Origin of the sequence: uncultured Halomonas sp., assembly GCF_947501415.1 — a bacterium.
Classification (GTDB): Bacteria; Pseudomonadota; Gammaproteobacteria; order Pseudomonadales; family Halomonadaceae; genus Halomonas.
The window spans coordinates 19,543-45,187 of the sequence record NZ_CANMVL010000017.1; the positions used below are offsets into that span (position 1 = coordinate 19,543).

Consider the following 25,645-nt stretch of genomic DNA (forward strand, 5'->3'; position numbering starts at 1 on the left):
GCGCATCCTTTGAATGCGTGGGTTGACGGCTCGCGCCGTCAGAATCCATTGGAGTTAGGGCAAATGCAGAACCAGAAGATTCGCATTCGGTTGAAGGCCTTCGACCATCGCCTGATCGACCAGTCCGCTGCGGAGATTGTCGAAACCGCCAAGCGTACCGGCGCCCAGGTTCGTGGACCGATTCCTCTGCCGACCAATCGCGAGCGCTATACCGTGCTGATCTCGCCGCACGTCAACAAGGACGCGCGCGACCAGTACGAGATTCGCACTCACAAGCGCGTGCTCGATATCGTCGAGCCGACGGAGAAGACCGTCGATGCCCTGATGAAGCTCGATCTCGCCGCCGGCGTGGACGTGCAGATCAAGCTCGACTGATTATTACACTAGACACCGCGGCCCAGCGTTCGACAATTCGCTCGAGCAGCAGCCGCCGCGCCGTGAGGCGCCACACAACGTGCTAGTGGAATGCTCTGGAAAGGGCAGCCATAGCGGGTGATAGCCCCGTACACTATAGGAGACTGAGAATGACTATCGGTTTAGTCGGCAAGAAGGCCGGGATGACCCGTGTCTTCACCGAAGACGGCGCTTCCGTGCCCGTAACCGTGATCGAGGTTGAGCCTAATCGCGTCACTCGCGTCAAGACCGTCGAAAGCGACGGCTACGCGGCGATTCAGGTTACAACTGGCTCCCGCAAGGCCAAGCACCTGTCGAAGGCCCAGGCTGGGCAGTTCGCCAAGGCAGGTATCGAGGCCGGTCGTTCGCTGATGGAGTTCCGCCTTGCAGAAGGCGATGAGGCTCCGGAAGTGGGCGGCGAACTCACCGTATCCCTCTTCGAAGCTGGTCAATCGATCGATGTGACTGGCAGCTCCAAGGGCAAGGGTTTCCAGGGCGCAGTCAAGCGCTGGAACTTCCGCACCCAGGACAACAGCCACGGTAACTCCCTGGCCCACCGCGCGCCGGGCTCCATCGGCATGTGCCAGACCCCTGGGCGAGTGTTCAAGGGCAAGAAAATGGCTGGCCAGATGGGCAACGTGCGTTGCACCGTCCAGAGTCTTGAAGTCGTCCGCGTCGATGCTGAGCGTAATCTGCTGCTGGTCAAGGGTGCCGTGCCTGGTGCCACCGGTAGTGACGTTATCGTGCGCAGCGCCGTGAAAGCTGGCTGAAGGGGAATCTACCGATGAATCTGAATCTTGCTGCCGGCGCCGGCACCGTCGACGTGTCCGACGCCACCTTTGGCAAAGAATTCAATGAAGCGCTCGTGCATCAGGTCGTCACCGCCTATCTGGCTGGTGGTCGTCAGGGTACCCGCGCTCAGAAGAACCGTTCCGACGTGCGTGGCGGCGGCAAGAAGCCGTGGCGTCAGAAGGGCACCGGTCGTGCCCGTGCCGGTACCATCCGCTCGCCGATCTGGCGCAGTGGCGGTGTGACCTTTGCGGCTCGTCCCCAGGACTACACCCAGAAGGTCAACCGCAAGATGTACCGTGCGGCGATGCGCTCGATCCTCTCCGAGCTGGTGCGCCAGGATCGTCTGGTGGCCGTCGAGGAGTTCGCCGTCGACGCTCCGAAGACCAAGCAGCTGGTCGCCAAGCTCAACGAGCTGGGTCTGGAGAAGGTGCTGATCGTCACCGAAGAAGTCGATGAGAACCTCTACCTGGCCGCCCGCAACATCCCCAATGTGGATGTGGTCGATGTGGCCGCCGCCGATCCGGTGAGCCTGGTCGCCTTCGACAAGGTGCTGGCCACCGTCTCCGCCCTCCGTAAATTCGAGGAGAAGCTGGCATGAACCAGGAACGTGTATTCAAGGTGCTGCTCGGCCCGCACGTGACCGAGAAGGCCGCCATGGCTGCTGAACGCAACCAGTACGTGTTCAAGGTGGCCAGCGACGCGACCAAGCCCGAGATCAAGAAAGCCGTCGAGGCTCTGTTCGGCAAGAAGGTCGACCGCGTTCAAGCGCTGAACGTCAAGGGCAAGACCAAGCGCACCGCGCAGGGTCTGGGTCACCGCAAGGGGTATCGCAAGGCTTACGTCACGTTGGCCGCCGGCGAGACCCTTGAAGACTTCTCTGGCGCCGAATAAGGGCAGGAGTACGGACAATGGCAATCGTCAAGACTAAACCCACATCCGCCGGTCGTCGCCACCTTGTAAAGGTCGTGAACAGCGAGCTCCACAAGGGTGCACCCTACGCGCCTCTGCTCGAGAAGCAGTCGCGCAATGGCGGACGTAACAACAACGGTCGTATCACCACCCGTCACGTGGGCGGTGGTCACCGTCAGCACTACCGGATCATCGACTTCAAGCGCACCAAGGATGGCATTCCGGCCATCGTTGAGCGTCTCGAGTACGATCCGAACCGTAGCGCCAACATCGCGCTGCTGAAGTATCTCGATGGCGAGCGTCGCTACATCCTGGCGCCCAAGGGCGTGAGCGCCGGCGACCGTCTCGAGTCCGGCGTCAACGCGGCCATCAAGAAGGGCAACGCTCTTCCGCTGCGTAACATTCCGCTGGGTTCCACCGTGCACTGCATCGAGCTCAAGCCCGGCAAGGGCGGCCAGATCGCTCGTAGCGCCGGTACCAGCGCCCAGCTGGTCGCTCGTGAAGGCAACTATGCCACCCTGCGTCTGCGCTCCGGCGAGATGCGCAAGGTGCTGAGCGAGTGCCGCGCGACCCTGGGAGAAGTGGGCAATTCAGAGCACAGCCTGCGTCAGCTTGGCAAGGCCGGTGCGAAGCGCTGGAAAGGTGTGCGTCCGACCGTTCGCGGCGTGGCCATGAACCCGGTGGATCACCCGCACGGTGGCGGTGAAGGCCGCACCAGCGGTGGTCGTCATCCGGTGACTCCGTGGGGCGTTCCCACCAAGGGCCACAAGACCCGCAAGAACAAGCGCACCGACGCGCTGATCGTTCGTCGCCGCAAGGCCAAGTAACACACTTTAAGAGGTAACGGCTGTGCCACGTTCACTGAAGAAAGGTCCCTTTATTGACCTTCATCTGCTGAAGAAGGTCGAGGCTGCTGTGGAGAAGAGTGACCGTAAACCGATCAAGACCTGGTCGCGTCGCTCCATGATCCTGCCCAACATGGTAGGACTCACCATCGCAGTCCATAACGGTCGCCAACACGTCCCGGTGCATGTCTCCGAGGAAATGGTTGGCCACAAACTGGGCGAATTCGCTGCTACCCGCCTCTATCGCGGTCATGCGGCGGACAAGAAAGCCAAACGGTAAGCCAGAGAGGATTGAGAGATGGAAGTCACAGCTAAGCTGCGTGGCGCTCGTTTATCCGCCCAGAAGGCCCGTTTGGTGGCTGACCAGGTGCGCGATAAGCCGGTCGCCGAGGCGCTGGACCTGCTGACCTTCTCACCGAAGAAGGCTGCCAAGCTGGTCAAGAAAGTGCTGCAGTCCGCCATCGCGAACGCGGAAGAAAACAACGGCATGGATATCGACGAGCTGCGTGTCTCGACCATCTGCGTCGATGAGGGCATGACGCTCAAGCGTATCAAGCCGCGTGCCAAGGGCCGCGCGGATCGTATCTTGAAGCGCACCTGCCACATCACCGTCAAGGTAGCCGAGAAGTAGGAGTCGACCAGATGGGTCAGAAAGTCAATCCAACAGGCATCCGCCTGGGTATCGTCAAAGACCATACCTCGGTGTGGTACGCCGAGCGCGGCGCCTATGCCGACAAGCTGAACAGCGACCTCGCGGTGCGCAGCTTCCTGGAAGAGCGTCTCAAGAACGCCTCCGTTAGCCGCATCACCATCGAGCGTCCGGCCAACAACGCGCGCATCACCATTCACACTGCCCGTCCGGGCATCGTGATTGGCAAGAAGGGCGAGGACGTTGACCGTCTGCGCCGCGAACTGACCGCGATGATGGGCGTGCCCGTGCACGTCAACATCGAGGAAGTTCGCAAGCCCGAGCTGGATGCCATGCTCGTGGCCCAGAACATCGCTGGCCAGCTCGAGCGCCGCGTGATGTTCCGTCGCGCCATGAAGCGCTCCGTGCAGAACGCCATGCGTCTGGGCGCCGGCGGCATCAAGGTGTCGCTCTCCGGTCGTCTCGGCGGCGCGGAAATCGCCCGTACCGAGTGGTACCGGGAAGGTCGTGTTCCGCTGCACACGCTGCGCGCCGACATCGACTACGCCGCCTACGAGGCCAAGACCACCTACGGCATCATCGGTGTCAAGGTTTGGGTCTTCAAGGGTGAAATCCTCGGGGGCATCGAGGAGGTCCGCGCCAAGGCTAAGCAGCCGCAGGCCGCGCCCTCCAAGAAGAAAGGTTCCAGGTAAGGGGAGAGCGAGTCGATGTTACAACCCAAGCGTATGAAGTTCCGCAAGATGCAGAAGGGCCGCAACCGTGGCCTGGCGCATCGCGGAAGCAAGGTAAGCTTCGGCGAATACGGCCTCAAGGCGACTGGCCGTGGTCGTATCACCGCCCGTCAGATCGAAGCCGGTCGTCGTGCGATCACCCGTCACGTCAAGCGTGGTGGCAAGATCTGGATTCGGGTCTTCCCGGACAAGCCGATCTCCAAGAAGCCCCTGGAAGTCCGTATGGGTAAGGGGAAGGGTTCCGTCGAGTACTGGGTCGCGCAGATTCAGCCCGGTCGGATCCTCTACGAGATCGAAGGCGTGTCCGAGGAGCTGGCACGCGAGGCCTTTGGCCTGGCGGCGCAGAAGTTCCCGGTTTCCACCACCTTTGTGAAACGGACGGTGATGTGATGAAAGCCCAGGAAATCCGTGAAAAGTCAGTCGACGAGCTGAACGATCAGCTCCTCGAACTCCTCCGCGAGCAGTTCAACCTGCGCATGCAGAAGGCCACTGGCCAACTCAGCCAGACGCACCTGCTCAAGCAGGTTCGTCGGGACATCGCCCGGGTGAAGACTGTGCTCAACGAGAAGGCAGGTGACTGAGATGGCCGAAGAGAAGAAAACCCGTACGCTCACCGGCAAGGTGGTGAGCGACAAGATGGACAAGTCCATCGTCGTGATGATCGAGCGCCGCGAGCGGCACCCGATCTACGGCAAGTACGTTAAGCGCTCCACCAAGCTCCACGCCCATGACGAGGCGAACCAGGCGAAGGCCGGTGATACGGTCTCCATCCAGGAGTGCCGTCCGCTGTCCAAGACCAAGTCCTGGACGCTGGTCGAGGTGGTCGAGCAGGCCAAGGGCTAACCCTACACCTGCTGTCAGATTAGGTTTGGAGAAAACCGATGATTCAGACTCAGACAATGCTGGACGTCGCCGACAACAGTGGAGCGCGCCGGGTGCAGTGCATCAAGGTGCTGGGCGGTTCACATCGCCGCTATGCCCACGTTGGCGACATCATCAAGGTCACGGTGAAAGAAGCCATTCCGCGTGGCAAGGTCAAGAAAGGCCAGGTCCTCAAGGCGGTGGTGGTTCGCACCCGCAGCGGTGTCCGTCGTTCCGACGGCTCGCTGATTCGCTTCGACGGAAATGCGGCGGTTCTGTTGAACAACACCAATGATCAGCCGATCGGCACCCGTATCTTCGGGCCGGTGACCCGTGAGCTTCGTAACGAGAAGTTCATGAAGATCATTTCCTTGGCGCCTGAAGTGCTGTAAGGAGCGAGGCGAATATGCAAAAGATCAAACGTGACGATGAAGTCATCGTCATCGCCGGCAAGGACAAGGGCAAGCGTGGCACCGTCAAGCGGGTTCTCGAAAACCGCTTCGTGGTGTCCGGTGTGAACATGATCAAGCGTCACACCAAGCCCAATCCCATGGCGGGTAATCAAGGCGGTATCGTCGAGCGCGAGGCTCCGATTCACGCGTCCAACGTGGCCATCTTCAACCAGGAGACCGGAAAGGCAGATCGCGTCGGCTTCCAGGTTCAGGAAGACGGTACCAAGGTACGTATCTACAAGTCGACGCAGTCGCAGATCGACGCCTAACGCGAGTCGGGTAGCATAATGGCGAACTTGAAAGAACGTTATCAGAACGAGGTGGTGGCTCAACTCAAAGAGCAGTTCAGCTACGCCAACGTGATGCAGGTGCCGCGAGTCACCAAGGTGACTCTGAATATGGGCATCGGCGAAGCGACCAGCGATAAAAAGCTGATCGACAACGCTATCGGCGACCTGGAGAAGCTTTCCGGTCAGAAGCCGGTGGTAACCAAGGCACGCAAGTCCATCGCGGGCTTCAAGGTGCGTGAAGGCTGGCCGATCGGGATCAAGGTGACCCTGCGCTCCGAGCGCATGTGGGACTTCCTCGATCGCCTGGTGAATATCGCGATCCCCCGCGTTCGTGACTTCCGTGGTCTCAACCCGAAGTCCTTCGACGGTCGTGGCAACTACTCCATGGGGGTGCGTGAGCAGATCATCTTCCCGGAACTCGAGTATGATAAGATCGACCGGATCCGTGGTCTGGATGTCACCATCACCACCACCGCCAACACCGATGATGAAGGTCGTGCGCTTCTGAGCGCGCTGAACTTCCCGTTCAAGAAATAAGGGTGGGATCATGGCAAAGAAAAGCATGGTAGAGCGCGAGCTCAAGCGCGCCAAGCTGGTGGAGAAGTACTCCGCCAAGCGTGCCGAGCTCAAGGCGATCATCCAGGACGCGAACGCTTCCGACGAAGAGCGCTTCGAGGCTACGCTGAAGCTTCAGCAGCTGCCGCGCGACTCCAGCCCGGTGCGTCAGCGTAACCGCTGCCGTATCACTGGTCGTCCGCACGGCTTCTACAACAAGTTCGGTCTCGGCCGCAACAAGCTTCGTGAAGCCGCCATGCGTGGCGATGTTCCCGGACTCAAGAAGTCCAGCTGGTAAGCCACGCAAGAATCAGGAGCGCAACGTAAATGAGCATGCAAGACACTCTGGCGGATATGTTTACCCGTATCCGCAATGCGCAAATGGCCACCAAGGAGACGGTCACCATGCCGTCTTCCCGCCTCAAGGTTGAGGTGGCCCGCGTATTGAAGGAAGAGGGTTACATCAACGACTTCGCGGTGTCCGAAAGCGCCAAGCCGGAGCTGGCCGTGACCCTCAAGTATTTCGAGGGCAAGCCGGTCATCGAGCACATCCAGCGAGTTTCCAAGCCCTCCCTGCGCCAGTACAAGGGCAAGGACGCGCTGCCGAAAGTCGCCGAGGGCCTGGGTATCGCTATCGTCACCACCTCCAACGGGGTGATGACCGATCGCGCGGCTCGCAAGGCCGGTGTCGGTGGCGAAGTCATCTGCACCGTATTCTAGGAGTTTGGAATGTCCCGCGTAGCCAAATATCCAGTAAAAGTGCCCGCTGGCGTCGAGATCAAGATCGACGGTGACCAGCTGACCGCCAAGGGCGGCCAGGGCACGCTGTCAATGACCATCCACCACGACGTGGTGGTAGGTCAGGAAGAGGGTCAGCTGACCTTCGCCCCCAGCGAGTCTGCCAAGACCTGGGCCATGGCCGGTACCACCCGCGCCCTGGTTCAGAACCTGGTGACCGGGGTAAGCGAAGGCTTCACCAAGTCCCTCGAAATCATCGGCGTCGGTTATCGTGCCCAGGCCAAGGGCCAGACGCTCAATCTGTCACTAGGCTTCTCGCACCCGGTCGAGTATACGCTGCCTGAGGGTGTCTCCGCGGAAACGCCGAAGAACACCCAGATCGTGCTGAAGAGCGCGGACAAGCAGAAGCTCGGCCATGTGGCCGCGGAAATCCGCGCCTTCCGTCCGCCCGAGCCCTACAAGGGCAAGGGTGTCAGGTACGCCGACGAGCAGGTGCGTCGCAAAGAAGCCAAGAAGAAGTAAGGCAGGGTTATGAACGCGAAGAAAGAATCTCGTCTCCGTCGTGCCCGCCGCGCTCGCGCCAAGATCCGCGAGCTGGGCGTGTATCGCCTGTGCGTCAACCGTACCCCGCGTCACATCTACGCGCAGATTATCTCGCCGGATGGTGGCAAGGTGCTGGCCAGCGCCTCTACGCTGGACAAGGTCCTGCGTGAGGGTGCTACCGGCAACGCTGACGCCGCCGCCAAGGTTGGCGAACTGATTGCTGAGCGCGCCAAGCAAGCGGGCATCACCCAGGTAGCCTTCGACCGCGCCGGTTTCAAGTACCACGGCCGCGTCAAGGCCCTGGCCGACGCCGCTCGTGAAGGCGGCCTGGAATTCTAAAGGGTTTTACGATGGCGAAGAACGAACAGCAAAGCGGCGACCTCCAGGAGAAGCTGGTACAGGTCAACCGTGTTGCCAAGGTGGTCAAGGGTGGCCGTGTCTTCGGTTTCACCGCTCTGACCGTCGTGGGTGACGGCAAGGGTCGTGTCGGCTTCGGTCGCGGCAAGGCACGTGAAGTGCCGGTCGCGATCCAGAAGGCGATGGACCAGGCGCGTCGCAACATGGTCAAGGTGCACCTCTCCGGCGGCACCCTGCAGTACCCGATCAAGGCCCGTCACGGTGCCTCCAAGGTGTACATGCAGCCCGCCTCCGAGGGTACCGGCGTTATCGCCGGCGGTGCCATGCGCTCCGTGCTGGAGCTGGCCGGCGTCCATGACGTCCTGGCCAAGTGCTACGGCTCCACCAACCCGGTGAACGTGGTACGGGCGACCGTCAAGGGCCTGAGCGCCATTCAGTCGCCGGAAGACATCGCCGCCAAGCGCGGTATGCCTGTCGAAGCGATCACGGGGTGAGCACCATGGCAGCAACGATCAAGGTTACCCAGACCCGCAGCACCATCGGCGTGTTGGCCAAGCATAAGGCCACCATTCAGGGCCTCGGCCTGCGCCGCATCGGTCACACGGTCGAACTGGAAGATACCCCCGCCGTACGCGGCATGATTCACAAGGTTAACTACCTTGTGCGCGTTGAGGGAGAGTAATCCATGAAACTCAATAGCCTGAGCCCGGCACCGGGTTCCAAGCACGCCGAAAAGCGTGTCGGTCGTGGCATCGGCTCCGGTCTGGGCAAGACCGGCGGCCGTGGCCACAAGGGCCTCAAGTCGCGCAGCGGCGGTAGCGTCAAGCCCGGCTTCGAGGGCGGCCAGATGCCGCTCCAGCGGCGTCTGCCGAAGTTCGGCTTCACCTCTGCGAAGTCGCTGGTTTCCGAGGAAGTGCGCCTGGCCGAGCTGGCCAAGGTTGCCGGTGACGAAGTCACCCTCGAGACCCTCAAGCAGGCCAACGTGCTGAAGGACGCCACGCTGCACGCGAAGGTGATCCTCTCCGGCGATCTGAACAAGGCGGTTACGGTTCGCGGTCTCAAGGTCACCAAGGGTGCCCGTGCCGCGATCGAAGCCGCCGGTGGCAAGGTAGAGGACTAAATGGCGAAGTCAGGAAAAATGCCGGCGATGGGCAGCGGTCTAGGTGAACTGTGGGCGCGTCTGCGCTTCGTGCTCCTCGCCATCGTGGTGTACCGCATCGGTGCCCACATCCCCGTGCCCGGTATGAATCCTGACCAGCTTGCTGCCTTGTTCAGGGAGCAGCAGGGTACCATCCTTGGCATGTTCAACATGTTCTCGGGTGGCGCCCTGGAGCGCATGAGCATCTTCGCCCTGGGCATCATGCCCTATATCTCGGCGTCGATTATCATGCAGCTGCTGACCGCGGTCTCGCCCCATCTTGAGCAGCTCAAGAAGGAAGGCGAGGCCGGGCGGCGCAAGATCAGCCAGTACACCCGCTACGGTACCGTTGCCCTGGCACTGGTACAGGCCACCGGCATGTCGGTGGGGCTGGCCAGCCAGGGCATCGCCTATACTGCCGACTTCAGCTTCTACTTCACCGCCATCGTCACGTTCGTGGGTGGTGCAGTATTCCTGATGTGGCTGGGTGAACAGATCACCGAGAAGGGGATCGGCAACGGCATCTCGCTGTTGATCTTCGCCGGTATCGTGGCGGGCCTGCCCGGCGCCGTCGGTCAGGCCTTCGAGCTGGCTCGCAACGAAGGGGCGTGGAACGTCCTGCCGCTGCTGGCACTCACTGCCCTGGGCGTTGCTACCGTGGCCTTCGTGGTGTTCATTGAGCGCGGTCAGCGCCGCATCACCGTGAACTACCCGCGTCGTCAGGTCGGCAACAAGATGTATGCTGGTCAGAGCAGCTATCTGCCGCTGAAGGTGAACATGGCGGGCGTCATTCCGCCGATCTTTGCCTCCAGCATCCTGCTGTTCCCGGCCTCGCTGGGGCAGTGGGTCGGTGCCGGTGACGGTCTCGACTGGCTGCAGCGTGCGTCCCAGGCCCTCGGTCCGGGTCAGCCGCTGTACATCTTGCTTTTTGCCGCTGCGGTGGTATTCTTCTGCTTCTTTTACACAGCGCTGGTCTTCAATCCCAAGGACGTCGCCGACAACCTCAAGAAGTCGGGTGCCTTCCTGCCGGGGATTCGTCCTGGCGAGCAGACGGCTCGCTACGTCGACAAGGTCATGACCCGTCTGACCCTGTTTGGCGCCTTGTACATCACTGCGGTTTCCCTGATGCCCCAGTTCCTGATCGTGGCGTGGAACGTGCCGTTCTTCTTTGGCGGTACCTCGCTGCTGATCGTGGTGGTGGTCATCATGGACTTCATGGGTCAGGTGCAGTCGCACCTCATGTCGCACCAGTACGAGTCGGTGATGAAGAAGTCCAACCTGAAAGGCTACGGCGGCGGCGGCATCATGCGCTGAGGCGCCGCTCGTCGAACTGGCGCGTTGCGGCCCGCAAGGGCCGCCTCGCTAGCCGACTTTGGAGATGGAACGATGAAAGTTCGAGCTTCCGTGAAGAAAATGTGCCGCAACTGCAAGATCATCCGTCGCAATGGCGCCGTCCGCGTCATCTGCACGGAGCCGCGGCACAAGCAGCGTCAGGGTTGATCCTGGCGACTGCGCTGAACCGGGTGCCGGCATGCCCCCTTGCCCTGTGCAGGGTAAAGGGGTATGCTGTTGCGCCTTTTGTAGTAGACCCAACGAGCAAGCCGCTCACATATTCGGAGTAAGCTGATGGCCCGTATTGCAGGCGTCAATATCCCGGACAACAAGCATGCGGCGATCTCGCTGACCTATATCTTCGGGATTGGCCGCACTCGTGCACAGGATATCTGTGCCGCGTCCGGCATCGCGCCGACCACCAAGATCCAGGAGCTGTCATCTGAAGAGATCGACACCCTGCGTTCCGAAGTCGGCAAGTACACCGTTGAAGGTGACCTTCGTCGTGATGTGACGCTGAATATCAAGCGTCTCATGGACCTGGGTTGCTACCGTGGTCTGCGTCATCGTCGTGGTCTTCCGCTGCGTGGTCAGCGTACCAAGACCAATGCGCGCACCCGTAAGGGCCCGCGTAAGCCGATCCGCAAATAACACGCACGTTCTGGCGTAAAGACAGGAAGAATCATCAACATGGCTAACCCGCGTAGCAATCGCAAGAAGGTTAAAAAGCAGGTGGTGGATGCCGTCGCGCATATCCACGCCTCTTTTAACAACACGATCATTACGATCACAGACCGCCAGGGCAATGCCCTTTCCTGGGCAACTGCCGGTGGTTCGGGTTTTCGTGGTTCTCGCAAGAGCACCCCGTTCGCTGCTCAAGTGGCAAGCGAGCGTGCAGCGACCGCTGCAGCCGAGTATGGTGTGAAAAACGTCGACGTGCTGGTCAAGGGCCCCGGTCCTGGCCGTGAATCCGCCGTGCGCGCACTCAACGCCGCCGGCTTCCGCGTGCAGAGCATCATTGACGCGACGCCCATTCCCCACAATGGCTGCCGTCCGCCGAAGAAACGCCGCGTTTAAGGAGACAGATTCATGGCTCGTTACATTGGACCGAAGTGCAAACTGTCTCGTCGTGAGGGGACCGACCTCTTTCTGAAGAGCGGTGTCACTCCCTTCGAGAAGAAGTGCAAATCCGAGCAGATTCCGGGTGTGCACGGCCAGCGCCGTCAGCGTATTTCCGAATACGGCTTGCAGCTTCGCGAGAAGCAGAAAGTACGTCGCATGTATGGCGTACTCGAGAAGCAGTTCCGCAACTACTACAAGGAAGCGGCCCGTCTCAAGGGCGCGACCGGCGAAGTGTTGCTGCAGCTTCTCGAATCCCGACTGGACAACGTCGTCTACCGCATGGGCTACGGCTCGACCCGCTCCGAAGCTCGGCAGCTGGTCAGCCACAAGGCCATCGCCGTGAATGGCAAGACCGTCAACGTGGCTTCCTACCAGGTCAAGCCCGGTGATGTGGTCTCCGTTCGCGAGAAGGCGAAGAATCAGGCGCGCATCCAGAACGCCCTGGCCCTGGCCGCCAACCGCGGCGACGTGGCCTGGATCGAGGTCGATGCCAAGAAGATGGAAGGCACTTTCAAGGCGCTGCCCGAGCGTGGCGACCTGACTGCCGACATCAACGAGGCCCTGATCGTCGAGCTGTACTCCAAGTAAGCGGTGCCAAGCGCCGTGCCTGCTCCCGGTAACGGGGGCAGGCCAAGAGTACCCAGTATCCGTTTGGCAGCCTGAAAGGTGTTCATATGCAGCGTTCAGTGACAGAGTTTCTTCGCCCGCGCGACATCAAGGTCGAAGAGATCAGTGCACACCACGCGAAGATCGTGCTCGAGCCCTTCGAGCGTGGCTTCGGCCACACGCTGGGCAACGCCCTGCGTCGCATCCTGCTCTCGTCCATGCCCGGCTGTGCCGTGGTAGAGGCCGAGATCGGCGGCGTCGAGCATGAGTACAGCGCGATCGAGGGCGTCCAGGAAGATGTCATCGAGATCCTCCTGAACCTCAAGGACGTGGCGATCAAGATGCATAGCCGCGACGAGGCGGTGCTCTCGCTGAACAAGCAGGGCCCGGCCGTCGTGACTGCGGGCGATATCGCCCTCGACCATGACGTCGAGATCATCAATCCCGACCACGTCATCGCCCACGTCAACGAGGGCGCCGAGCTGAAGATGCAGCTCAAGGTGGCGCGCGGCCGCGGCTATGAGCCGGCGGATGCACGTGTCGGTGCAGATGACGAGTCTCGCGCCATCGGCCGCCTGCAGCTGGATGCGACCTACAGCCCCGTCCGTCGTGTTTCCTACAGCGTCGAGGCCGCGCGTGTCGAACAGCGCACCGACCTCGACAAGCTGATCATCGACCTGGAAACCGACGGCACCCTGGATCCCGAAGAGGCGATCCGTCGCAGCGCGACCATCCTGCAGGATCAGCTGGCCGCGTTCGTCGATCTGGAAGCCGACAAGGAACAGGAAGTGGAGGAGGAAGAGGATCATATCGATCCGATCCTGCTGCGCCCCGTAGACGATCTCGAGTTGACCGTTCGCAGCGCCAACTGCCTGAAGGCCGAGAATATCTACTACATCGGCGATCTGATCCAGCGCACCGAGGTGGAGCTGCTCAAGACGCCGAACCTCGGCAAGAAGTCCCTGAACGAGATCAAGGACGTGCTGGCAGCACGCGGTCTTTCCCTGGGCATGCGGCTGGAAAACTGGCCGCCGGCAAGCCTGAAGGACGACAAGGCCTCCGCGTGAGCGCCGACTCGAGTCCCAGTTTGGTAAGGAATCACAACCATGCGTCATCGTAAAAGCGGTCGCCAGTTGAACCGTAACAGCTCGCATCGCCAGGCCATGTTCAAGAACATGAGCGTGTCGCTGATCGAGCACGAGGTCATCAAGACAACCCTGCCCAAGGCCAAGGAGCTGCGTCGCGTCATCGAGCCGCTGATCACTCTGGCCAAGCAGGACAGCGTCGCCAATCGTCGTCTGGCCTTCAGCCGCACCCGTTCCAAGGAAGCGGTCGGCAAGCTCTTCAATGAGCTGGGTCCGCGTTACGCCGAGCGTCCGGGCGGTTACGTCCGTATCCTCAAGTGCGGTTTCCGCACCGGCGACAACGCCCCCATGGCCTTCGTCGAGCTCGTCGACCGTCCGGTCGTCGAGGATGCCGACGAGGAGTGATCCTCGGGCCCCTGGGCCAGGCATACGCTGTAAAGAAAAACCGGTTCCCGCAAGGGGCCGGTTTTTTTCTTGTGCTTATCCCAACCTCATCTGATGATGGTCGATCTGGCTAGCACAGCCTCTCGGCCAGCCCTAGAACAGCATCTCGGGCAGCCACAGTGCAATCTGCGGGAAGGCGACAATCAGCGCGAGTCCCAGCACCTGAAGGGCCACAAACGGCAGGGCGGAGCGATAGATATCCATGATCGTGATCTCCTTGGGCGCTACCGACCGCATGTAGAACAGGTTGTATCCGAATGGTGGGGTCAGGTATGCCGACTGCATGCTGAGGATAAACAGCACGGCGAACCAGGTGGTGTCGAAGCCGAGGTCGCGCACGATAGGGACATATAGCGGCACGGTAATGAAGATGATCGCAAAGTCGTCCAGGAACATGCCCAGTACGAAGTAGCTGACGAGCATCATGATGATCACCGCATAGGGTGAGAGAGCGTAATCCTCGATAAAGTCGGTTACCACCATGCCGGCGCCCAGTCCGACATAGATCTTGCTGAAGAATACCGCTGCGATGGCGATCCACAGTAGCATCCCGGTGATCTTGGTGGTGGATAGCATGGCATAGCGAAGAAGTTTCCAGTTGGCTCGCCCCTTCAGGGCAGCGATCAACAGAGCCCCAGCAGCACCGATGGCCGAAGCCTCCGATGGCGATGTCACGCCTCCGATGATGCACCCCAGCACCGCCGTTACCAGCAAGCCTGGAGCCAGCACGAAACGCAGCGACTTCAACTTATCGACGAGAGTAAAGCGCTCTTCTGCCGGGGCAGGAGGGCCCATCTCGGGCTTGAAGCGGCAGCGTATCAATATATAAAGAATATAGATGCCGGCCAGCATCAGGCCCGGGACCAGGCCGGCAGCAAACAGCTTGCCCACCGAGTCGCGGGAAAGGAATGCATAGATAATCATCAGCACACTGGGCGGTATCAGGAAGCCTAGTGCGCCGCCGGCCATGATGGTGCCGGTGACCAGTCGCTTGTCATAACCTCGCTTCAGCATCGCCGGCAGGGCGATAATGCCCAGGCTGACGGTGGCGGCACCCGATACCCCCGCCATGGCGGCAATCAGTGCGCAGACCAGCACGGTGCCTACGCCGAGGCCGCCGGGAATGCTGCCCATAAGCTTGTGGATCATCTCGAAGAGGTCATCGGTGACCCCGGAGCGCTCAAGGACCAGTCCCATGAAGATGAACAGCGGGAGGGAGACCAGCAGGAAGTTGTCCATGGCGCTGTAGGCGGAGGCAAGGAGCAGATCGATACCGCCCGGACCGAACATTAGATAGGCGCTCCCCATGCCCGAGATCATCAGAGCGAACGTCAAGGGGGCGCCTATCGCCATCAGGAGGAGCATGGAGAAGAACATGATGGCCGTGATTGTCAGCGGGTCCAGGTCAGCCATAGGGGAAATCCTTTATGAGACATGCCACGGCACGAGGTAATAGTTGGATCGGGCAGCCTTCGACTCACGGTCTTCTCAAGCTGTCAGTACGAGGGCTCATCCCTGGGGTCGTGGTAGGAGATGCCAAACAGGCGAAGTACGGCGCGAACCAGTTCAGCCAGCGCTTGAAGCATCAATAATGCAACCGCCAGGGGAATGGTTGCCTTGATCGGATAGAGCGGTGGCTGCCACATGCTCATGTTGGAGTACTCGCCGGTGGACCAGGACTCATAAGCGAAACTGAGGGCGAAGCGGAGAAAGATGGCCAGCACCGCGAGGGTGAGTGCATATACCACCAGATCACAGAACGCCCTGAGTCTGGGGGGCATGAGGCCATAGACCACCTCACTGCGAACATGGCCGTGATGACGCAGGGTATAGCTGCCGGCCAGGATGCAGAAGGCGCCATATAGCATCGTCGATAGCTCGTGCGCCCAGATCGTCGGCGAATTGAGAAAGTAGCGCGCCACGATTTCAAAAAGCAGAACGCCGATGAGTGCCAGCGTCAGCCAGGAGACGACCCGTCCGACCACGTCGGACAGGCCATCCTGGGCCACGAGATAGCGGGTTACCCTGTTCACTACAGGCGGCCCTGTGCCTTGGCATTCTCGACCAGGATCTCGATCGCCCTGGCATTGCGTTCAGACTTGTCGGCCTCTTCCTGCCAGACGACCTGGGCGGCCTCGGTCAAGCGCTTCGAGTCCTCCTCGGGGAGTGTGGCAAACTCGAACATTTCGCCTTCCTGGATGATTTCCTGATTACCCTCTTCGAGCCAGGCGTGAATATCGGCGGCATACTGCTTGACGGCATCCTCCAGGATGGAGCGGTGTTCGTCGGAGAGCTCCTCCCAGGTCGACTCGTTGACGATGATGGTCTCGGTCCATCCAGGGTTGAGCAGGTTCATGAAGGTATAGTGTTCGGCCACTTCATTTAGCTTGAGCTGCTCATACTCGACCGGCCCACCGTAGATGGCACCGTCGATTACCCCGGTAGACAGCCCCACATAGAGCTCCTCTGCCGGCAGGAATACCGTGGGTATGTCGAAGGCCTGAAGAACCCGTGCCATCTGTCCCGTGGCACGAATCTTCATGCTCTGCAGGTCTTCCAGGCTGGTGACCGGCTCCTTGGTCAGCAGGTCATAGTTGCTGCCATAGCCATGGCCCAGCAGCTTCACGCCTTTCTCGGCGTATGCCTCCTCCGTCAGGGCGCCCAGCCCCCTCTCCTCGAAGATCTGGCGCGCCTCCTCTACGCTGGTCCAGGCGCCAGGCAAACCGGCCTCGATATTGCCGATGCCGACCTGACCGGGCCAGTAGCTACCTACCCCGTAACCCACGTCGATGGAGCCGCGCCCCACGGCATCGACGAACTGGTCGCTGTCTACCAGCTCGCCCCCGCGGAAATACTGGATGCGCAGCTCTCCATTGCTGGCCTCCTTGACCGTATCTCGCATCTTGTCGGCAATCTCGTCCATTTCGGTGCCGTAAAAGGTGTGGAAACGAATGCGGGTCGTATCCGCCGCCACCGCCGAACTCAGGACCAGGCTAGCCACGGAGGTGAGTATGGCGACTCTCAAGGGGGGCATCAGCTTCATGAAAACCTCACACAGTGTTATTGATTGTTGGCACACAGGCTCCGTGGTTGGGTTGCCTTGTGCGGAGGTCTTCCGGTGTGCTCACGGCGTATAACCGGCACCGATCGACATGGATGAGTACACCACAAGGATCGGGCTTGTTCTACGCCGTAGCGTTGGACATTGGTTTGCTGTCGGTTTTGTGGTTTTTCGACTATGGCGGTCAGCGTTGACGCCTATCCGCTCTTGGCGAGTGGCGGTTTGCGAGTGTCCGCCTCAGCAGCGGCTTGATAGTGCGGTCGGTGTAGGAGGCCTTGCCGTGAGAGACTCGAAGATAATGCAACCGCCGCCAAACCCGCCCTGGGTTATAAAGAAAACCCGTGCACAGCCTTCGCCATTTCAGTAAGCCGGAAACAGGGTCGTCATCATCAAGAGGGGTGGCTTGGTCGACCTCCATTGAGTCTTTACTCAATCTGCCTGTGTGGCGCTAACGCCATGCTCGGCGGCATCCTCGGTCCCTTTCTCGACCATCTCCCTGGCCTGCTTCTTTTCCATGACAGAGGCCTCGGGCCTCGCGTGGTCCTTCTCCGCGGCGGTGAGCGTTGCTGTGACGGCGAAGTGGTCGGAGCCTGGCACCCGTACTCGGTCGAGGTCGATCAGGTGAAAGCCGTCGGACACGAACAGATGGTCGATCGGGTAACGCCATAGCGGTCGATGAGCGTGGTAAGAGCTCAGTAGCCGCCGACCGCGGCGGGGGTCTTTCAGATCGCTCAGGTCGGTGAACAGGCGAGTTCCGTCGGACCAGGCGACATCATTGAAGTCCCCGGTAACGATCCAGCGGTTGTCCGGGTCCTGTTGAACATGGCGAGCAACGAGCACCAGCTCTGCATCGCGGACACGACTGTCCCGGCGTTCGGTCGTTTCGTCGTTGCTCTTGATTCGGTCCCGCAGGCCCGGAGGGACGGGATGGGTGCCAACGTACCGCACCGGGCCGATCCCCGGAACGTCAAGGGTCACGAAGATGGATGGCCGGCGCTCGGAAACCAGATGCTTGACCTGCTGCTCCAGCAGCGGAATGCGTGACCAGAGCATGATCCCCAGCCCTTCGCTGCGCACCTCCCCGACCCGGTGCTCATAGTGATTGTCCAGAGGAGTTAGCCCCTCGGCCCAGGCGCGATCGACCTCGATCAACAGCAGCAGGTCCGGATCCTCGCGCCGGACCGTGGCCAGCAGTTCGTCATGCCGCTCATTGGTGTAGTCGATATTTGCGCTCATCACCTTCAGGGTTGGCCGGTTCTCGCCAGGCTTGACCTCGGCGGCCGGCACCTCGGTCGGCCAGAGCGGCGTGAATGGCAGGATATGGGAGAGCTGCCACCCCCCTGTCGCAAGGATCACCGCCAGCCAGGCGGCGTGTTCCAGCCGCGGGCGGTGCCACCAGGCCAGCACCGCCAGCAACACCAGCGGGATCACCAGAGCCAAGGTCAGCTGAAGCCGCGGGAACTCCCAGACGCGGACCCACCACTGGCCGCTCGGGATCATGGGCAGGACGCTAACGACCACCACGAGCAGGGTTAACGCTCGGATGGTCCAGAGAAGGAGCCTTGCAGCCATGGCGATTCATCCATTGTGCAGTGAAGTAGAGTGGACCCACCTCCTTGCGCACTTGCTCCTATCCTAGTCACTGAGTCATCGCGTGTGCGTTATAAAAAGGTAACGCCGGACTCGGCACCGCTATGACGTTGTGGTTGTGGTGGTTGGCGATTCGGCCCCGGGAGTGGCAGCCCGCTCCAGCAAGGGCTTGAGGAAGCGCCCGGTATGGGAGACCTCGCTGCGGGCCACCTGCTCCGGGGTACCCTCGGCGATGATGCGTCCGCCGCCGGAGCCGCCCTCGGGACCCAGGTCGATCAGCCAGTCGGCGGTCTTGATCACATCCAGGTTGTGCTCGATGACTACGATGGTGTTGCCGTGGTCGCGCAGGCGATGGAGCACGCCGAGAAGCTGGCGGATATCCTCGAAGTGCAGGCCGGTGGTGGGCTCATCGAGGATATACAGCGTCTTGCCGGTGTCGCGCTTGGCCAGCTCCCGGGCGAGCTTGACCCGCTGGGCCTCGCCGCCGGAGAGGGTGGTGGCGCTCTGGCCCAGGCGGATATAGGAGAGGCCCACATCGAGCAGGGTCTGCAGGCGGCGGGCGATGGCCGGTACGGGGCTGAAGAACTCCAGCGCCTCCTCCACGGTCATCCCCAGCACCTCGTCGATGCTCTTGCCCTTGTACTCGATCTCCAGGGTCTCGCGGTTGTAGCGCTTGCCCTTGCAGACATCGCAGGGCACATAGATATCGGGCAGGAAGTGCATCTCAACCTTGATCATGCCCTCGCCCTGGCACGCCTCGCAGCGCCCCCCCTTGACGTTGAAGGAGAAGCGGCCGGGCTTGTAGCCCCGCGAGCGCGCCTCCTGGGTGCCGGCGAAGAGTTCGCGGATCGGCGTGAAGATCCCGGTGTAGGTGGCCGGGTTGGAGCGCGGGGTACGCCCGATGGGGCTCTGATCGATATCGATCACCTTGTCGAGATGATCGAGCCCCTCGATCTCATCGTGGGCCGACGGTGTCAGGCTGGTGGCGTGGTTGAGCTCGCGGGCGGCGATGGGCATCAGGGTCGAGTTGATCAGCGTCGACTTGCCGGAGCCGGAGACGCCGGTGACACACACGAACAGGCCCAGCGGCAGCTCCAGGGTGACATCCTGAAGGTTGTTGCCGCGGGCGCCTGAGAGGCGCAGTACCTTCTCGGGGTTGCCGGGGATGCGCCAGGGCGGGACCTCGATGCGCCGGGTGCCGGCCAGATACTGGCCGGTGAGCGAATCGGTGGTCGCGGTCACTTCCTCGGGGGTGCCCTGGGCGATGATCCGGCCGCCGTGAACGCCGGCTCCGGGGCCGATGTCGAGCACATGATCGGCGGCACGGATAGCATCCTCATCGTGTTCCACCACGATCACGGTGTTGCCCAGGTCGCGCAGGCGCTCGAGGGTCTGCAGCAGACGGTCGTTGTCACGCTGGTGCAGGCCGATGGAGGGCTCATCGAGGATATACATCACTCCCACCAGGCCGGCGCCGATCTGGCTGGCCAGGCGGATACGCTGGGCCTCGCCACCGGAGAGGGTCTCGGCGCTGCGCTCCAGATTGAGGTAGTCGAGTCCGACGTTGACCAGGAACTCCAGGCGGGCATGGATCTCGTTGATGATCTTGGTGGCGATCTCACCGCGCCGGCCCGGCAGCTCGAGCTCCTGGAAGTAGTGCCAGGCCTCACCGATGGGCAGGCGAACCATGTCGGGCAGGGAGCGCTCATCGATAAAGACATGGCGCGACTCCTTGCGCAGTCGCGACCCGTCGCAGCCCGGGCATGGCTGGAGCGCGATATAGCGTGCCAGCTCCTCGCGCACCATGTTCGACTCGGTCTCACGGTAGCGGCGCTGCAGGTTGGGCAGCACCCCTTCGAAGGGGTGTTCGCGACTCACCTTGCGGCCACGATCATTGACATAGTGGAAGGCGATATCGTCGTGACCGCTGCCGTAGAGAATCACCTCGCGCTCGTGGCGTGCCAGCTCCTGCCAGGGGGTCTCCAGGGTGAAGCGGTAGTGATCGGCCACCGCCTGGAGTTGATTGAAGTAGAAGACACTGCGCCGGTCCCAGCCCTTGATCACGCCTTCGGCCAATGACAGTTCCGGGTGGCTGATCAGCTTGTCGGGATCGAAGACCTGCTGCACCCCCAGGCCATCGCAGGTCGAGCAGGCGCCGGCGGGGTTGTTGAAGGAGAACATGCGCGGCTCGAGCTCGGCGATCGAGTAGCCGCACACCGGGCAGGCGAAGCGTGCCGAGAAGGCGATATCCTCTCGCTCGCCGTCCATGAAGTGGACCATGGCGACGCCGTCCGCCAGGCCGAGGGCGGTCTCGAAGGACTCCGCCAGGCGCTGCTGCAAGCCGTCGCGAACCTTGATGCGATCCACCACCACGCTGATATCGTGCTTGCGGGTCTTCTCCAGCGGGGCGATATCATCGAGCTCCAGGACCTGGCCGTCGACCATCGCGCGCACGAAGCCCTGGGCACGCAGCTCGGCGAGCAGCTGCAGGTGCTCGCCCTTGCGCCCCTTGACCACCGGGGCCAGCAGCATCAGCTTGCTTCCCTCGGGCAGCGCCAGCACCTGATCGACCATCTGCGAGACGGTCTGGGCCTCGAGGTCCTCGCCGTGTTCCGGACAGCGCGGCGTGCCGGCCCGCGCGAACAGCAGGCGCAGGTAGTCGTAGATCTCGGTGATGGTGCCCACGGTTGAACGCGGGTTATGGGAGGTGGACTTCTGTTCGATGGAGATCGCCGGCGAGAGCCCCTCGATATGATCGACGTCGGGCTTCTCCATCATCGACAGGAACTGGCGGGCATAGGTGGAGAGCGACTCCACGTAGCGCCGCTGCCCCTCGGCATAGAGCGTATCGAAGGCCAGCGAGGACTTGCCCGAGCCGGATAGACCGGTGACCACGATCAGCTTGTCGCGGGGCAGCTCGACGTCGATATTCTTCAGGTTGTGGGTGCGGGCACCCCTGACCAGAATCCTGTCCATTCCCACCTCATGAGCGCGGCAAAAGAGAGCGCGGCAAAAGGTCGATTATACGGGCCGGCTCCCGGCGGCGGCAAAGCGGGTTGGATGTCGACTTTCCCCGGCAGGTGGCAAACCGCTAGAATAGACGGTCAACTCCTGGGCGCATGACGCCCCCTCCAGGGAAGATACGCTACGCCTATGCGCAAGGTCTCCGGGCTGCTGCTCCCCGCCGAACGGCGCGCCATCACCGGCCTGGCCGGTCTCTACGCCACTCGTATGCTCGGCCTGTTCATGGTGCTGCCGGTTCTCGCGCTGTATGCCGATGATCTGGCCGGCGCCACGCCGCTGCTGGTGGGGCTGGCGCTGGGCATCTACGGCCTGACGCAGGCGGCTCTGCAGATTCCCTTCGGGCTGCTCTCCGATCGACTTGGGCGCAAGCCGGTGATCGCCGCCGGCCTGGTGCTGTTTGTGCTGGGCAGCGTGGTGGCCGCCGCCGCCGACACCATCGGCGGCGTCATCCTGGGGCGTTGCCTGCAGGGCAGCGGTGCGGTGGCCGCGGCGATCATGGCGCTGCTGGCCGACCAGACACGCGAGCAGGTGCGCACCGCGGCGATGGCCACCATCGGCCTCTCCATCGGAGTGGCCTTCGCCGTGGCCATGGTGCTGGGGCCGCTGGTGGCCGCCAGCTTCGGTCTTTCGGGAGTGTTCTGGTTCAACGCCCTCCTGGCTGCCATGGGGCTACCGGTGCTGTGGCGACTGGTGCCGCCCGCACCACGCCGGTTGCGCCATCGCGATGTGGGCATCGACCGCGCCCAGCTGGGGCGCACACTGAGGCGGCCCGACCTGCTGCGCCTGGATTTCTCCATCTTCGCCCTGCACCTGGTGCTGATGGCGATCTTCGTTGCGGTACCCTTCCGGCTGATCGAGGCGGGGCTTCCCTCGGAGCGCCACGGGCTGGCCTATCTGGGCGTGATGCTGCTGGCCTTCATCGGCATGGTGCCACTGGTCGTGGTGGCCGAGAAGCGTCGACGCATGAAGGCGATGTGCCTGCTGGCCATCTCGGCGATGCTGGTCAGCCTGCTGGGCATGGCCTGGGGCGGCGCCGGTCTCTGGTGGTTGCTGGCCTGGCTGCTGGCCTACTTCATCGGCTTCAATCTGCTCGAGGCCACGCTGCCATCGATGATCAGCAAGCTGGCACCGGCCGGAGCCAAGGGCACTGCCATGGGGGTCTACTCGACCAGCCAGTTTCTGGGGGCCTTCCTGGGCGGCGTGCTGGGTGGCGCCCTGGCCCAGCAATGGGGGCTGTCGGCGGTCTTCCTGGGGGCAGCCGCGTTGGCCGCGGTCTGGCTCGCGGTCATGGTGGGCATGCGCCAGCCGCCGCATCTGGTCAGTGAAGTGGTGGCACTCGACGGTGATCACGGCGATGATGCCCTGGAGACTCTGATGGCGAAGTTTGCCGAGGTGGCCGGCGTCGAGGATGTGCTGGTCGTCCCCGAGGAGCGCCTGGCCTATCTCAAGGTGGATCGTCAGCGCCTCGACGAGGAGGCGCTGGCCAGACTGATCGACTCGGGAAGGGAGCGTGCCTGACGGCGCCCTCATCCACGCCGGCCGGCATGACACGCCAGATGGCGACCCCGGCCCGCGAAACCGTGCATTGATGGCATCTCTTTCCAGACAACACTTTCCTGTATCTCTTTTCTGACAACTTTTCTGAAAACTTTTCTGAAACAAGGAGTCCCTCATGGCCCGTGGCATCAACAAGGTCATCCTCATCGGCAATCTGGGGCAGGACCCCGAGGTTCGCTTCACCCCCTCCGGTACCGCCGTTGCCAATGTCAACCTGGCAACCACCGATACCTGGATGGATCGCCAGAGCGGCCAGCGCCAGGAGCGTACCGAGTGGCACCGTCTGGTGATGTTCAACAAGACCGCCGAGATCGCCCAGCAGTACCTCAAGAAAGGCAGCAAGATCTATGTCGAGGGACGCCTGCAGACCCGCAAGTGGCAGGGCCAGGATGGTCAGGATCGCTATACCACCGAGATCGTGGTCAATGACATGCAGATGCTCGACGGCCGCGCCGGTGGTGGAGACTTCCAGGGGGGCGGCTTCGGCGGTGCCCAGCAGCAGGGTGGCTATGGTGGTGGCCAGCCCCAGCAGGGCGGTTATGGCGGTCAACCCCAGCAGGGCGGCTATGGTAACCAGCCTCAGCAGGGTGGAGCTCCCCAGCAGGGCGGAGGCTTCGGCGGTGGAGCGCCCCAGCGTCCCCCGCAGCAGCCTCCCCAGCGTCCCGCCCAGGGTGGCCAGCCGGCTGGCGGTCAGCAGCAGGGCGGCAACTTCGGGGCACCCGACCCGGGCAGCTTCGACGACTTCGATGACGAGATCCCGTTCTGATACGTTGATCCGCTGACGCCATGGCGAGAGAGGTGCGCGAGTGAAGCTGCTGGTACTGGATGCCGGTCACTGCCTGAGCCTGGCCCTGGCTCGGGAGGCCAATCGCCGCTCGGATACCGAGCTGATCATCGAGGAGAGCCTGACGCTGGACCCGGACTGGCTGGCGCAGGTGGCGCCGGATGCCCTGGTGATTCCGCCGCTGTCGCGGCCGATCATCGCCGCGCCGGCGGAGGTGACGGCGCACGCCGAGGCGGTGGAGCGCTGCATGGAGCTGTGTCGAGAGGCGGATATTCCGCTGGTGTGGTGCGTCTCCGACCAGCTCTACGAGGATGGCTTCGCCGAGCCCATCGACGAACATGTCATTCCACGCCCGCGAGACGAGAGCCTGCGACGCCTGGTCGTTACCGGTGATCGCATCCGAGCCGAGCACCCTCACCATCTGATCGTGCGGCTGGGGCCGCTGTTCGCGCTGGAGGGCAGCCACGCCTGGCTCAACGAGTTGATCGATACACTGATCGTTGGCGGTGAGGTGCGCGGCGAGGTCGATGTGACCTGCTGCCCCACCTCGGCGGATGCGGTGGCCATGGCGCTGGTCGGCATGTTGCAGCAGCAGCAGTGCGGGGCCGGCGCCTGGGGTAGCTATCACCTGGCGGGTACCGAGCCGGTCAGCGTCTACACCTTTGTCTCGGTGGTGCGCACCCAGCTGGCCACCCGGCTCGAGGGTCGCGGTGAGAAGCGAGAGCTGGGCCCTCTGCGCGCCCTGCATCATCATCACGACCATCCACTGCGCCGCGTGCTCAACTGCCGCCGCGTGCTGGAAGTCTTCGGTGTCCATCAGAAGCCCTGGCGCCTGGAGCTGAGCAATATGCTCGATGCCTGGTGTCTGGCCAATGCGCCGGCGTGCAGCAAGGAGGAGAGCACATCGTGAACGTGCTGCGCAGCCTGATCTTCTACCTGGGCTACTTCATCGCCATGCTGGTATGTGGCGTACTGTTTCTGCCGCCGGCGCCCTTCCTGCCGCTCGGCTCTCGCTATCGTCTGCTCAACCTCTACAACCACTTCATCATCAGCTGGTTCCGGCTGGTCGTCGGGGTGCGCTATGACTTCCGTGGCCGTGAGAACGTGCCCGATGGCCCCTGTGTGATCCTTGCCAATCATCAGTCCGAGTGGGAGACCGTCTATCTTCAGCTGCTGCATCCGCCAGTGTGCACGGTGCTCAAGAAGGAGTTGCTGAATCTGCCGATCTTCGGCTGGGGGCTGCGTCTGCTGCACCCCATCGCCTTGGACCGCTCGCGGCCCTCTCGGGCCATCAAGCAGGTGCTCACCCAGGGCAAGCAGCGCCTGGGTGAGGGACTGTCGGTGCTGATCTTTCCCGAGGGCACCCGGGTCGCCCCGGGCAGCCGCAAGCGCTACAACAAGAGTGGGGCGGTGATTGCCTGCCGTGCCGGGGTACCGGTGGTGCCTGTGGCCCACAATGCCGGCGAGCGCTGGCCAGGGCGTGACTGGGTAAAGAACCCGGGCCGGCTGTCGCTGGTGGTGGGGGCTCCCATCGCCACCGAGGGGCGTAGCCCGGAGGAGGTCCTGCTCGAGGTGGAGGCGTGGATCGAAGCGACTCTCGAAGAGATCTCCGAGGTACCGAGGCCAGTGACCGATAGTGCCGACTCGGCCGTGTGACGCCCGAGTCGACAGGTAGCCTGGCAGACGGGGCTGATCTGGCGATAAGCCCTACGAGCGTGATGCCACTATCGCGAGTGACGAATGCAAGACGGCGCCCCTGAGGGCGCCGTCTTGCGTTGCGGTGCGCG

37 protein-coding genes are annotated in these 25,645 nt (G+C 62.3%); 32 read left to right on the top strand and 5 right to left on the bottom strand.

Annotated elements, in window-relative coordinates:
* Positions 1-63: 63 nt before the first annotated feature.
* From rpsJ to rplQ, 28 genes are all read left to right on the top strand, one after another.
* Positions 64-375, top strand: coding sequence for a 30S ribosomal protein S10 (rpsJ, locus tag Q0894_RS11790; RefSeq protein WP_021819602.1), 312 nt, complete (start codon positions 64-66; stop codon positions 373-375).
* Positions 376-524: 149 nt separating this feature from the next.
* The gene (rplC, locus tag Q0894_RS11795) at positions 525-1,163 is read left to right on the top strand and encodes a 50S ribosomal protein L3 (protein WP_132044089.1); all 639 of its coding nucleotides are present in this window, start codon (positions 525-527) and stop codon (positions 1,161-1,163) included.
* Between the two features lie 14 nt (positions 1,164-1,177).
* Complete coding sequence (rplD, locus tag Q0894_RS11800; RefSeq protein WP_132044091.1) at positions 1,178-1,783, top strand: 50S ribosomal protein L4; 606 nt, start codon at positions 1,178-1,180, stop codon at positions 1,781-1,783.
* Positions 1,780-2,076: a 50S ribosomal protein L23 gene (rplW, locus tag Q0894_RS11805; protein ID WP_132044093.1), complete on the top strand. Its 297-nt coding sequence runs from the start codon at positions 1,780-1,782 to the stop codon at positions 2,074-2,076. The genes rplD and rplW overlap by 4 nt, the downstream gene beginning before the upstream one ends.
* A gap of 17 nt (positions 2,077-2,093) precedes the next feature.
* The gene (gene rplB, locus Q0894_RS11810; protein ID WP_299235551.1) at positions 2,094-2,921 is read left to right on the top strand and encodes a 50S ribosomal protein L2; all 828 of its coding nucleotides are present in this window, start codon (positions 2,094-2,096) and stop codon (positions 2,919-2,921) included.
* A gap of 22 nt (positions 2,922-2,943) precedes the next feature.
* On the top strand, positions 2,944-3,219 hold the full coding sequence (gene rpsS, locus Q0894_RS11815; RefSeq protein WP_084286553.1) for a 30S ribosomal protein S19: 276 nt from the start codon (positions 2,944-2,946) through the stop codon (positions 3,217-3,219).
* Positions 3,220-3,237: 18 nt separating this feature from the next.
* Complete coding sequence (rplV, locus tag Q0894_RS11820; RefSeq protein ID WP_027962354.1) at positions 3,238-3,570, top strand: 50S ribosomal protein L22; 333 nt, start codon at positions 3,238-3,240, stop codon at positions 3,568-3,570.
* An 11-nt stretch (positions 3,571-3,581) separates the two neighbouring features.
* Positions 3,582-4,280 (top strand): 30S ribosomal protein S3, encoded by a 699-nt coding sequence (gene rpsC / locus Q0894_RS11825; RefSeq protein WP_132044097.1) that lies wholly within the window; start codon positions 3,582-3,584, stop codon positions 4,278-4,280.
* A 15-nt stretch (positions 4,281-4,295) separates the two neighbouring features.
* Entirely contained in the window at positions 4,296-4,709 is a 414-nt protein-coding gene (gene rplP / locus Q0894_RS11830) for a 50S ribosomal protein L16 (protein ID WP_023007545.1), read from the top strand.
* Positions 4,709-4,900 carry a 50S ribosomal protein L29 gene (gene rpmC / locus Q0894_RS11835; protein WP_023007544.1) on the top strand — a complete coding sequence of 64 codons (192 nt, stop codon included), beginning with the start codon at positions 4,709-4,711 and terminating at the stop codon, positions 4,898-4,900. The genes rplP and rpmC overlap by 1 nt, the downstream gene beginning before the upstream one ends.
* Position 4,901: 1 nt before the next feature.
* Entirely contained in the window at positions 4,902-5,162 is a 261-nt protein-coding gene (gene rpsQ, locus Q0894_RS11840; RefSeq protein WP_132044203.1) for a 30S ribosomal protein S17, read from the top strand.
* A gap of 38 nt (positions 5,163-5,200) precedes the next feature.
* A complete protein-coding gene (rplN, locus tag Q0894_RS11845) occupies positions 5,201-5,572 on the top strand; it encodes a 50S ribosomal protein L14 (protein WP_027962358.1) in 372 nt (123 codons plus the stop codon).
* A gap of 14 nt (positions 5,573-5,586) precedes the next feature.
* Positions 5,587-5,901 (top strand): 50S ribosomal protein L24, encoded by a 315-nt coding sequence (rplX, locus tag Q0894_RS11850; protein WP_040183125.1) that lies wholly within the window; start codon positions 5,587-5,589, stop codon positions 5,899-5,901.
* 18 nt (positions 5,902-5,919) lie between these two features.
* Positions 5,920-6,459 carry a 50S ribosomal protein L5 gene (gene rplE / locus Q0894_RS11855; RefSeq protein ID WP_132044101.1) on the top strand — a complete coding sequence of 180 codons (540 nt, stop codon included), beginning with the start codon at positions 5,920-5,922 and terminating at the stop codon, positions 6,457-6,459.
* Positions 6,460-6,469: 10 nt separating this feature from the next.
* A complete protein-coding gene (gene rpsN / locus Q0894_RS11860; protein ID WP_132044103.1) occupies positions 6,470-6,775 on the top strand; it encodes a 30S ribosomal protein S14 in 306 nt (101 codons plus the stop codon).
* Positions 6,776-6,804: 29 nt separating this feature from the next.
* The gene (gene rpsH, locus Q0894_RS11865) at positions 6,805-7,197 is read left to right on the top strand and encodes a 30S ribosomal protein S8 (protein ID WP_195689214.1); all 393 of its coding nucleotides are present in this window, start codon (positions 6,805-6,807) and stop codon (positions 7,195-7,197) included.
* Positions 7,198-7,206: 9 nt separating this feature from the next.
* A complete protein-coding gene (gene rplF / locus Q0894_RS11870) occupies positions 7,207-7,737 on the top strand; it encodes a 50S ribosomal protein L6 (protein WP_132044107.1) in 531 nt (176 codons plus the stop codon).
* A 9-nt stretch (positions 7,738-7,746) separates the two neighbouring features.
* Positions 7,747-8,097, top strand: coding sequence for a 50S ribosomal protein L18 (gene rplR / locus Q0894_RS11875; protein ID WP_027962364.1), 351 nt, complete (start codon positions 7,747-7,749; stop codon positions 8,095-8,097).
* Between the two features lie 11 nt (positions 8,098-8,108).
* Entirely contained in the window at positions 8,109-8,609 is a 501-nt protein-coding gene (gene rpsE, locus Q0894_RS11880; RefSeq protein WP_027962365.1) for a 30S ribosomal protein S5, read from the top strand.
* Between the two features lie 5 nt (positions 8,610-8,614).
* The gene (gene rpmD / locus Q0894_RS11885; protein WP_132044109.1) at positions 8,615-8,797 is read left to right on the top strand and encodes a 50S ribosomal protein L30; all 183 of its coding nucleotides are present in this window, start codon (positions 8,615-8,617) and stop codon (positions 8,795-8,797) included.
* A gap of 3 nt (positions 8,798-8,800) precedes the next feature.
* Entirely contained in the window at positions 8,801-9,235 is a 435-nt protein-coding gene (gene rplO, locus Q0894_RS11890) for a 50S ribosomal protein L15 (protein ID WP_132044111.1), read from the top strand.
* On the top strand, positions 9,236-10,567 hold the full coding sequence (gene secY, locus Q0894_RS11895; RefSeq protein WP_132044113.1) for a preprotein translocase subunit SecY: 1,332 nt from the start codon (positions 9,236-9,238) through the stop codon (positions 10,565-10,567).
* Positions 10,568-10,639: 72 nt separating this feature from the next.
* Positions 10,640-10,753 (top strand): 50S ribosomal protein L36, encoded by a 114-nt coding sequence (rpmJ, locus tag Q0894_RS11900; RefSeq protein ID WP_031384759.1) that lies wholly within the window; start codon positions 10,640-10,642, stop codon positions 10,751-10,753.
* 126 nt (positions 10,754-10,879) lie between these two features.
* Positions 10,880-11,236 carry a 30S ribosomal protein S13 gene (gene rpsM, locus Q0894_RS11905; RefSeq protein ID WP_161430190.1) on the top strand — a complete coding sequence of 119 codons (357 nt, stop codon included), beginning with the start codon at positions 10,880-10,882 and terminating at the stop codon, positions 11,234-11,236.
* Positions 11,237-11,275: 39 nt separating this feature from the next.
* Entirely contained in the window at positions 11,276-11,662 is a 387-nt protein-coding gene (rpsK, locus tag Q0894_RS11910; RefSeq protein ID WP_132044117.1) for a 30S ribosomal protein S11, read from the top strand.
* A gap of 12 nt (positions 11,663-11,674) precedes the next feature.
* Complete coding sequence (gene rpsD, locus Q0894_RS11915) at positions 11,675-12,295, top strand: 30S ribosomal protein S4 (protein ID WP_132044119.1); 621 nt, start codon at positions 11,675-11,677, stop codon at positions 12,293-12,295.
* A gap of 86 nt (positions 12,296-12,381) precedes the next feature.
* On the top strand, positions 12,382-13,380 hold the full coding sequence (gene rpoA / locus Q0894_RS11920; protein ID WP_195689215.1) for a DNA-directed RNA polymerase subunit alpha: 999 nt from the start codon (positions 12,382-12,384) through the stop codon (positions 13,378-13,380).
* Between the two features lie 39 nt (positions 13,381-13,419).
* Complete coding sequence (rplQ, locus tag Q0894_RS11925) at positions 13,420-13,803, top strand: 50S ribosomal protein L17 (protein WP_132044123.1); 384 nt, start codon at positions 13,420-13,422, stop codon at positions 13,801-13,803.
* Between the two features lie 132 nt (positions 13,804-13,935).
* On the opposite strand, the gene Q0894_RS11930 is transcribed toward rplQ, so the two are convergent.
* From Q0894_RS11930 to uvrA, 5 genes are all read right to left on the bottom strand, one after another.
* Complete coding sequence (locus Q0894_RS11930; protein WP_299235582.1) at positions 13,936-15,255, bottom strand: TRAP transporter large permease subunit; 1,320 nt, start codon at positions 15,253-15,255, stop codon at positions 13,936-13,938.
* Positions 15,256-15,338: 83 nt separating this feature from the next.
* Positions 15,339-15,851 (bottom strand): TRAP transporter small permease subunit, encoded by a 513-nt coding sequence (locus Q0894_RS11935; protein ID WP_299235585.1) that lies wholly within the window; start codon positions 15,849-15,851, stop codon positions 15,339-15,341.
* Positions 15,852-15,874: 23 nt separating this feature from the next.
* Positions 15,875-16,885, bottom strand: a complete 1,011-nt coding sequence (locus tag Q0894_RS11940) for a TRAP transporter substrate-binding protein (RefSeq protein ID WP_299235588.1) — start codon at positions 16,883-16,885, stop codon at positions 15,875-15,877.
* Between the two features lie 447 nt (positions 16,886-17,332).
* A complete protein-coding gene (locus Q0894_RS11945) occupies positions 17,333-18,475 on the bottom strand; it encodes an endonuclease/exonuclease/phosphatase family protein (RefSeq protein ID WP_299235591.1) in 1,143 nt (380 codons plus the stop codon).
* A gap of 120 nt (positions 18,476-18,595) precedes the next feature.
* On the bottom strand, positions 18,596-21,469 hold the full coding sequence (uvrA, locus tag Q0894_RS11950; protein ID WP_299235594.1) for an excinuclease ABC subunit UvrA: 2,874 nt from the start codon (positions 21,467-21,469) through the stop codon (positions 18,596-18,598).
* A gap of 177 nt (positions 21,470-21,646) precedes the next feature.
* Between uvrA and Q0894_RS11955 the strand changes: the two genes are divergently transcribed.
* The 4 genes from Q0894_RS11955 to Q0894_RS11970 all read left to right on the top strand — a co-directional run bounded on the left by Q0894_RS11955 (position 21,647) and on the right by Q0894_RS11970 (position 25,514).
* A complete protein-coding gene (locus tag Q0894_RS11955; protein WP_299235597.1) occupies positions 21,647-23,035 on the top strand; it encodes an MFS transporter in 1,389 nt (462 codons plus the stop codon).
* Positions 23,036-23,189: 154 nt separating this feature from the next.
* Positions 23,190-23,840, top strand: coding sequence for a single-stranded DNA-binding protein (gene ssb, locus Q0894_RS11960; RefSeq protein ID WP_132044129.1), 651 nt, complete (start codon positions 23,190-23,192; stop codon positions 23,838-23,840).
* Positions 23,841-23,880: 40 nt separating this feature from the next.
* Positions 23,881-24,768: a sugar nucleotide-binding protein gene (locus Q0894_RS11965; RefSeq protein ID WP_299235609.1), complete on the top strand. Its 888-nt coding sequence runs from the start codon at positions 23,881-23,883 to the stop codon at positions 24,766-24,768.
* A complete protein-coding gene (locus tag Q0894_RS11970) occupies positions 24,765-25,514 on the top strand; it encodes a lysophospholipid acyltransferase family protein (RefSeq protein ID WP_299235612.1) in 750 nt (249 codons plus the stop codon). Before Q0894_RS11965 ends, Q0894_RS11970 begins: the two co-directional genes overlap by 4 nt.
* Positions 25,515-25,645 lie beyond the last annotated feature (131 nt).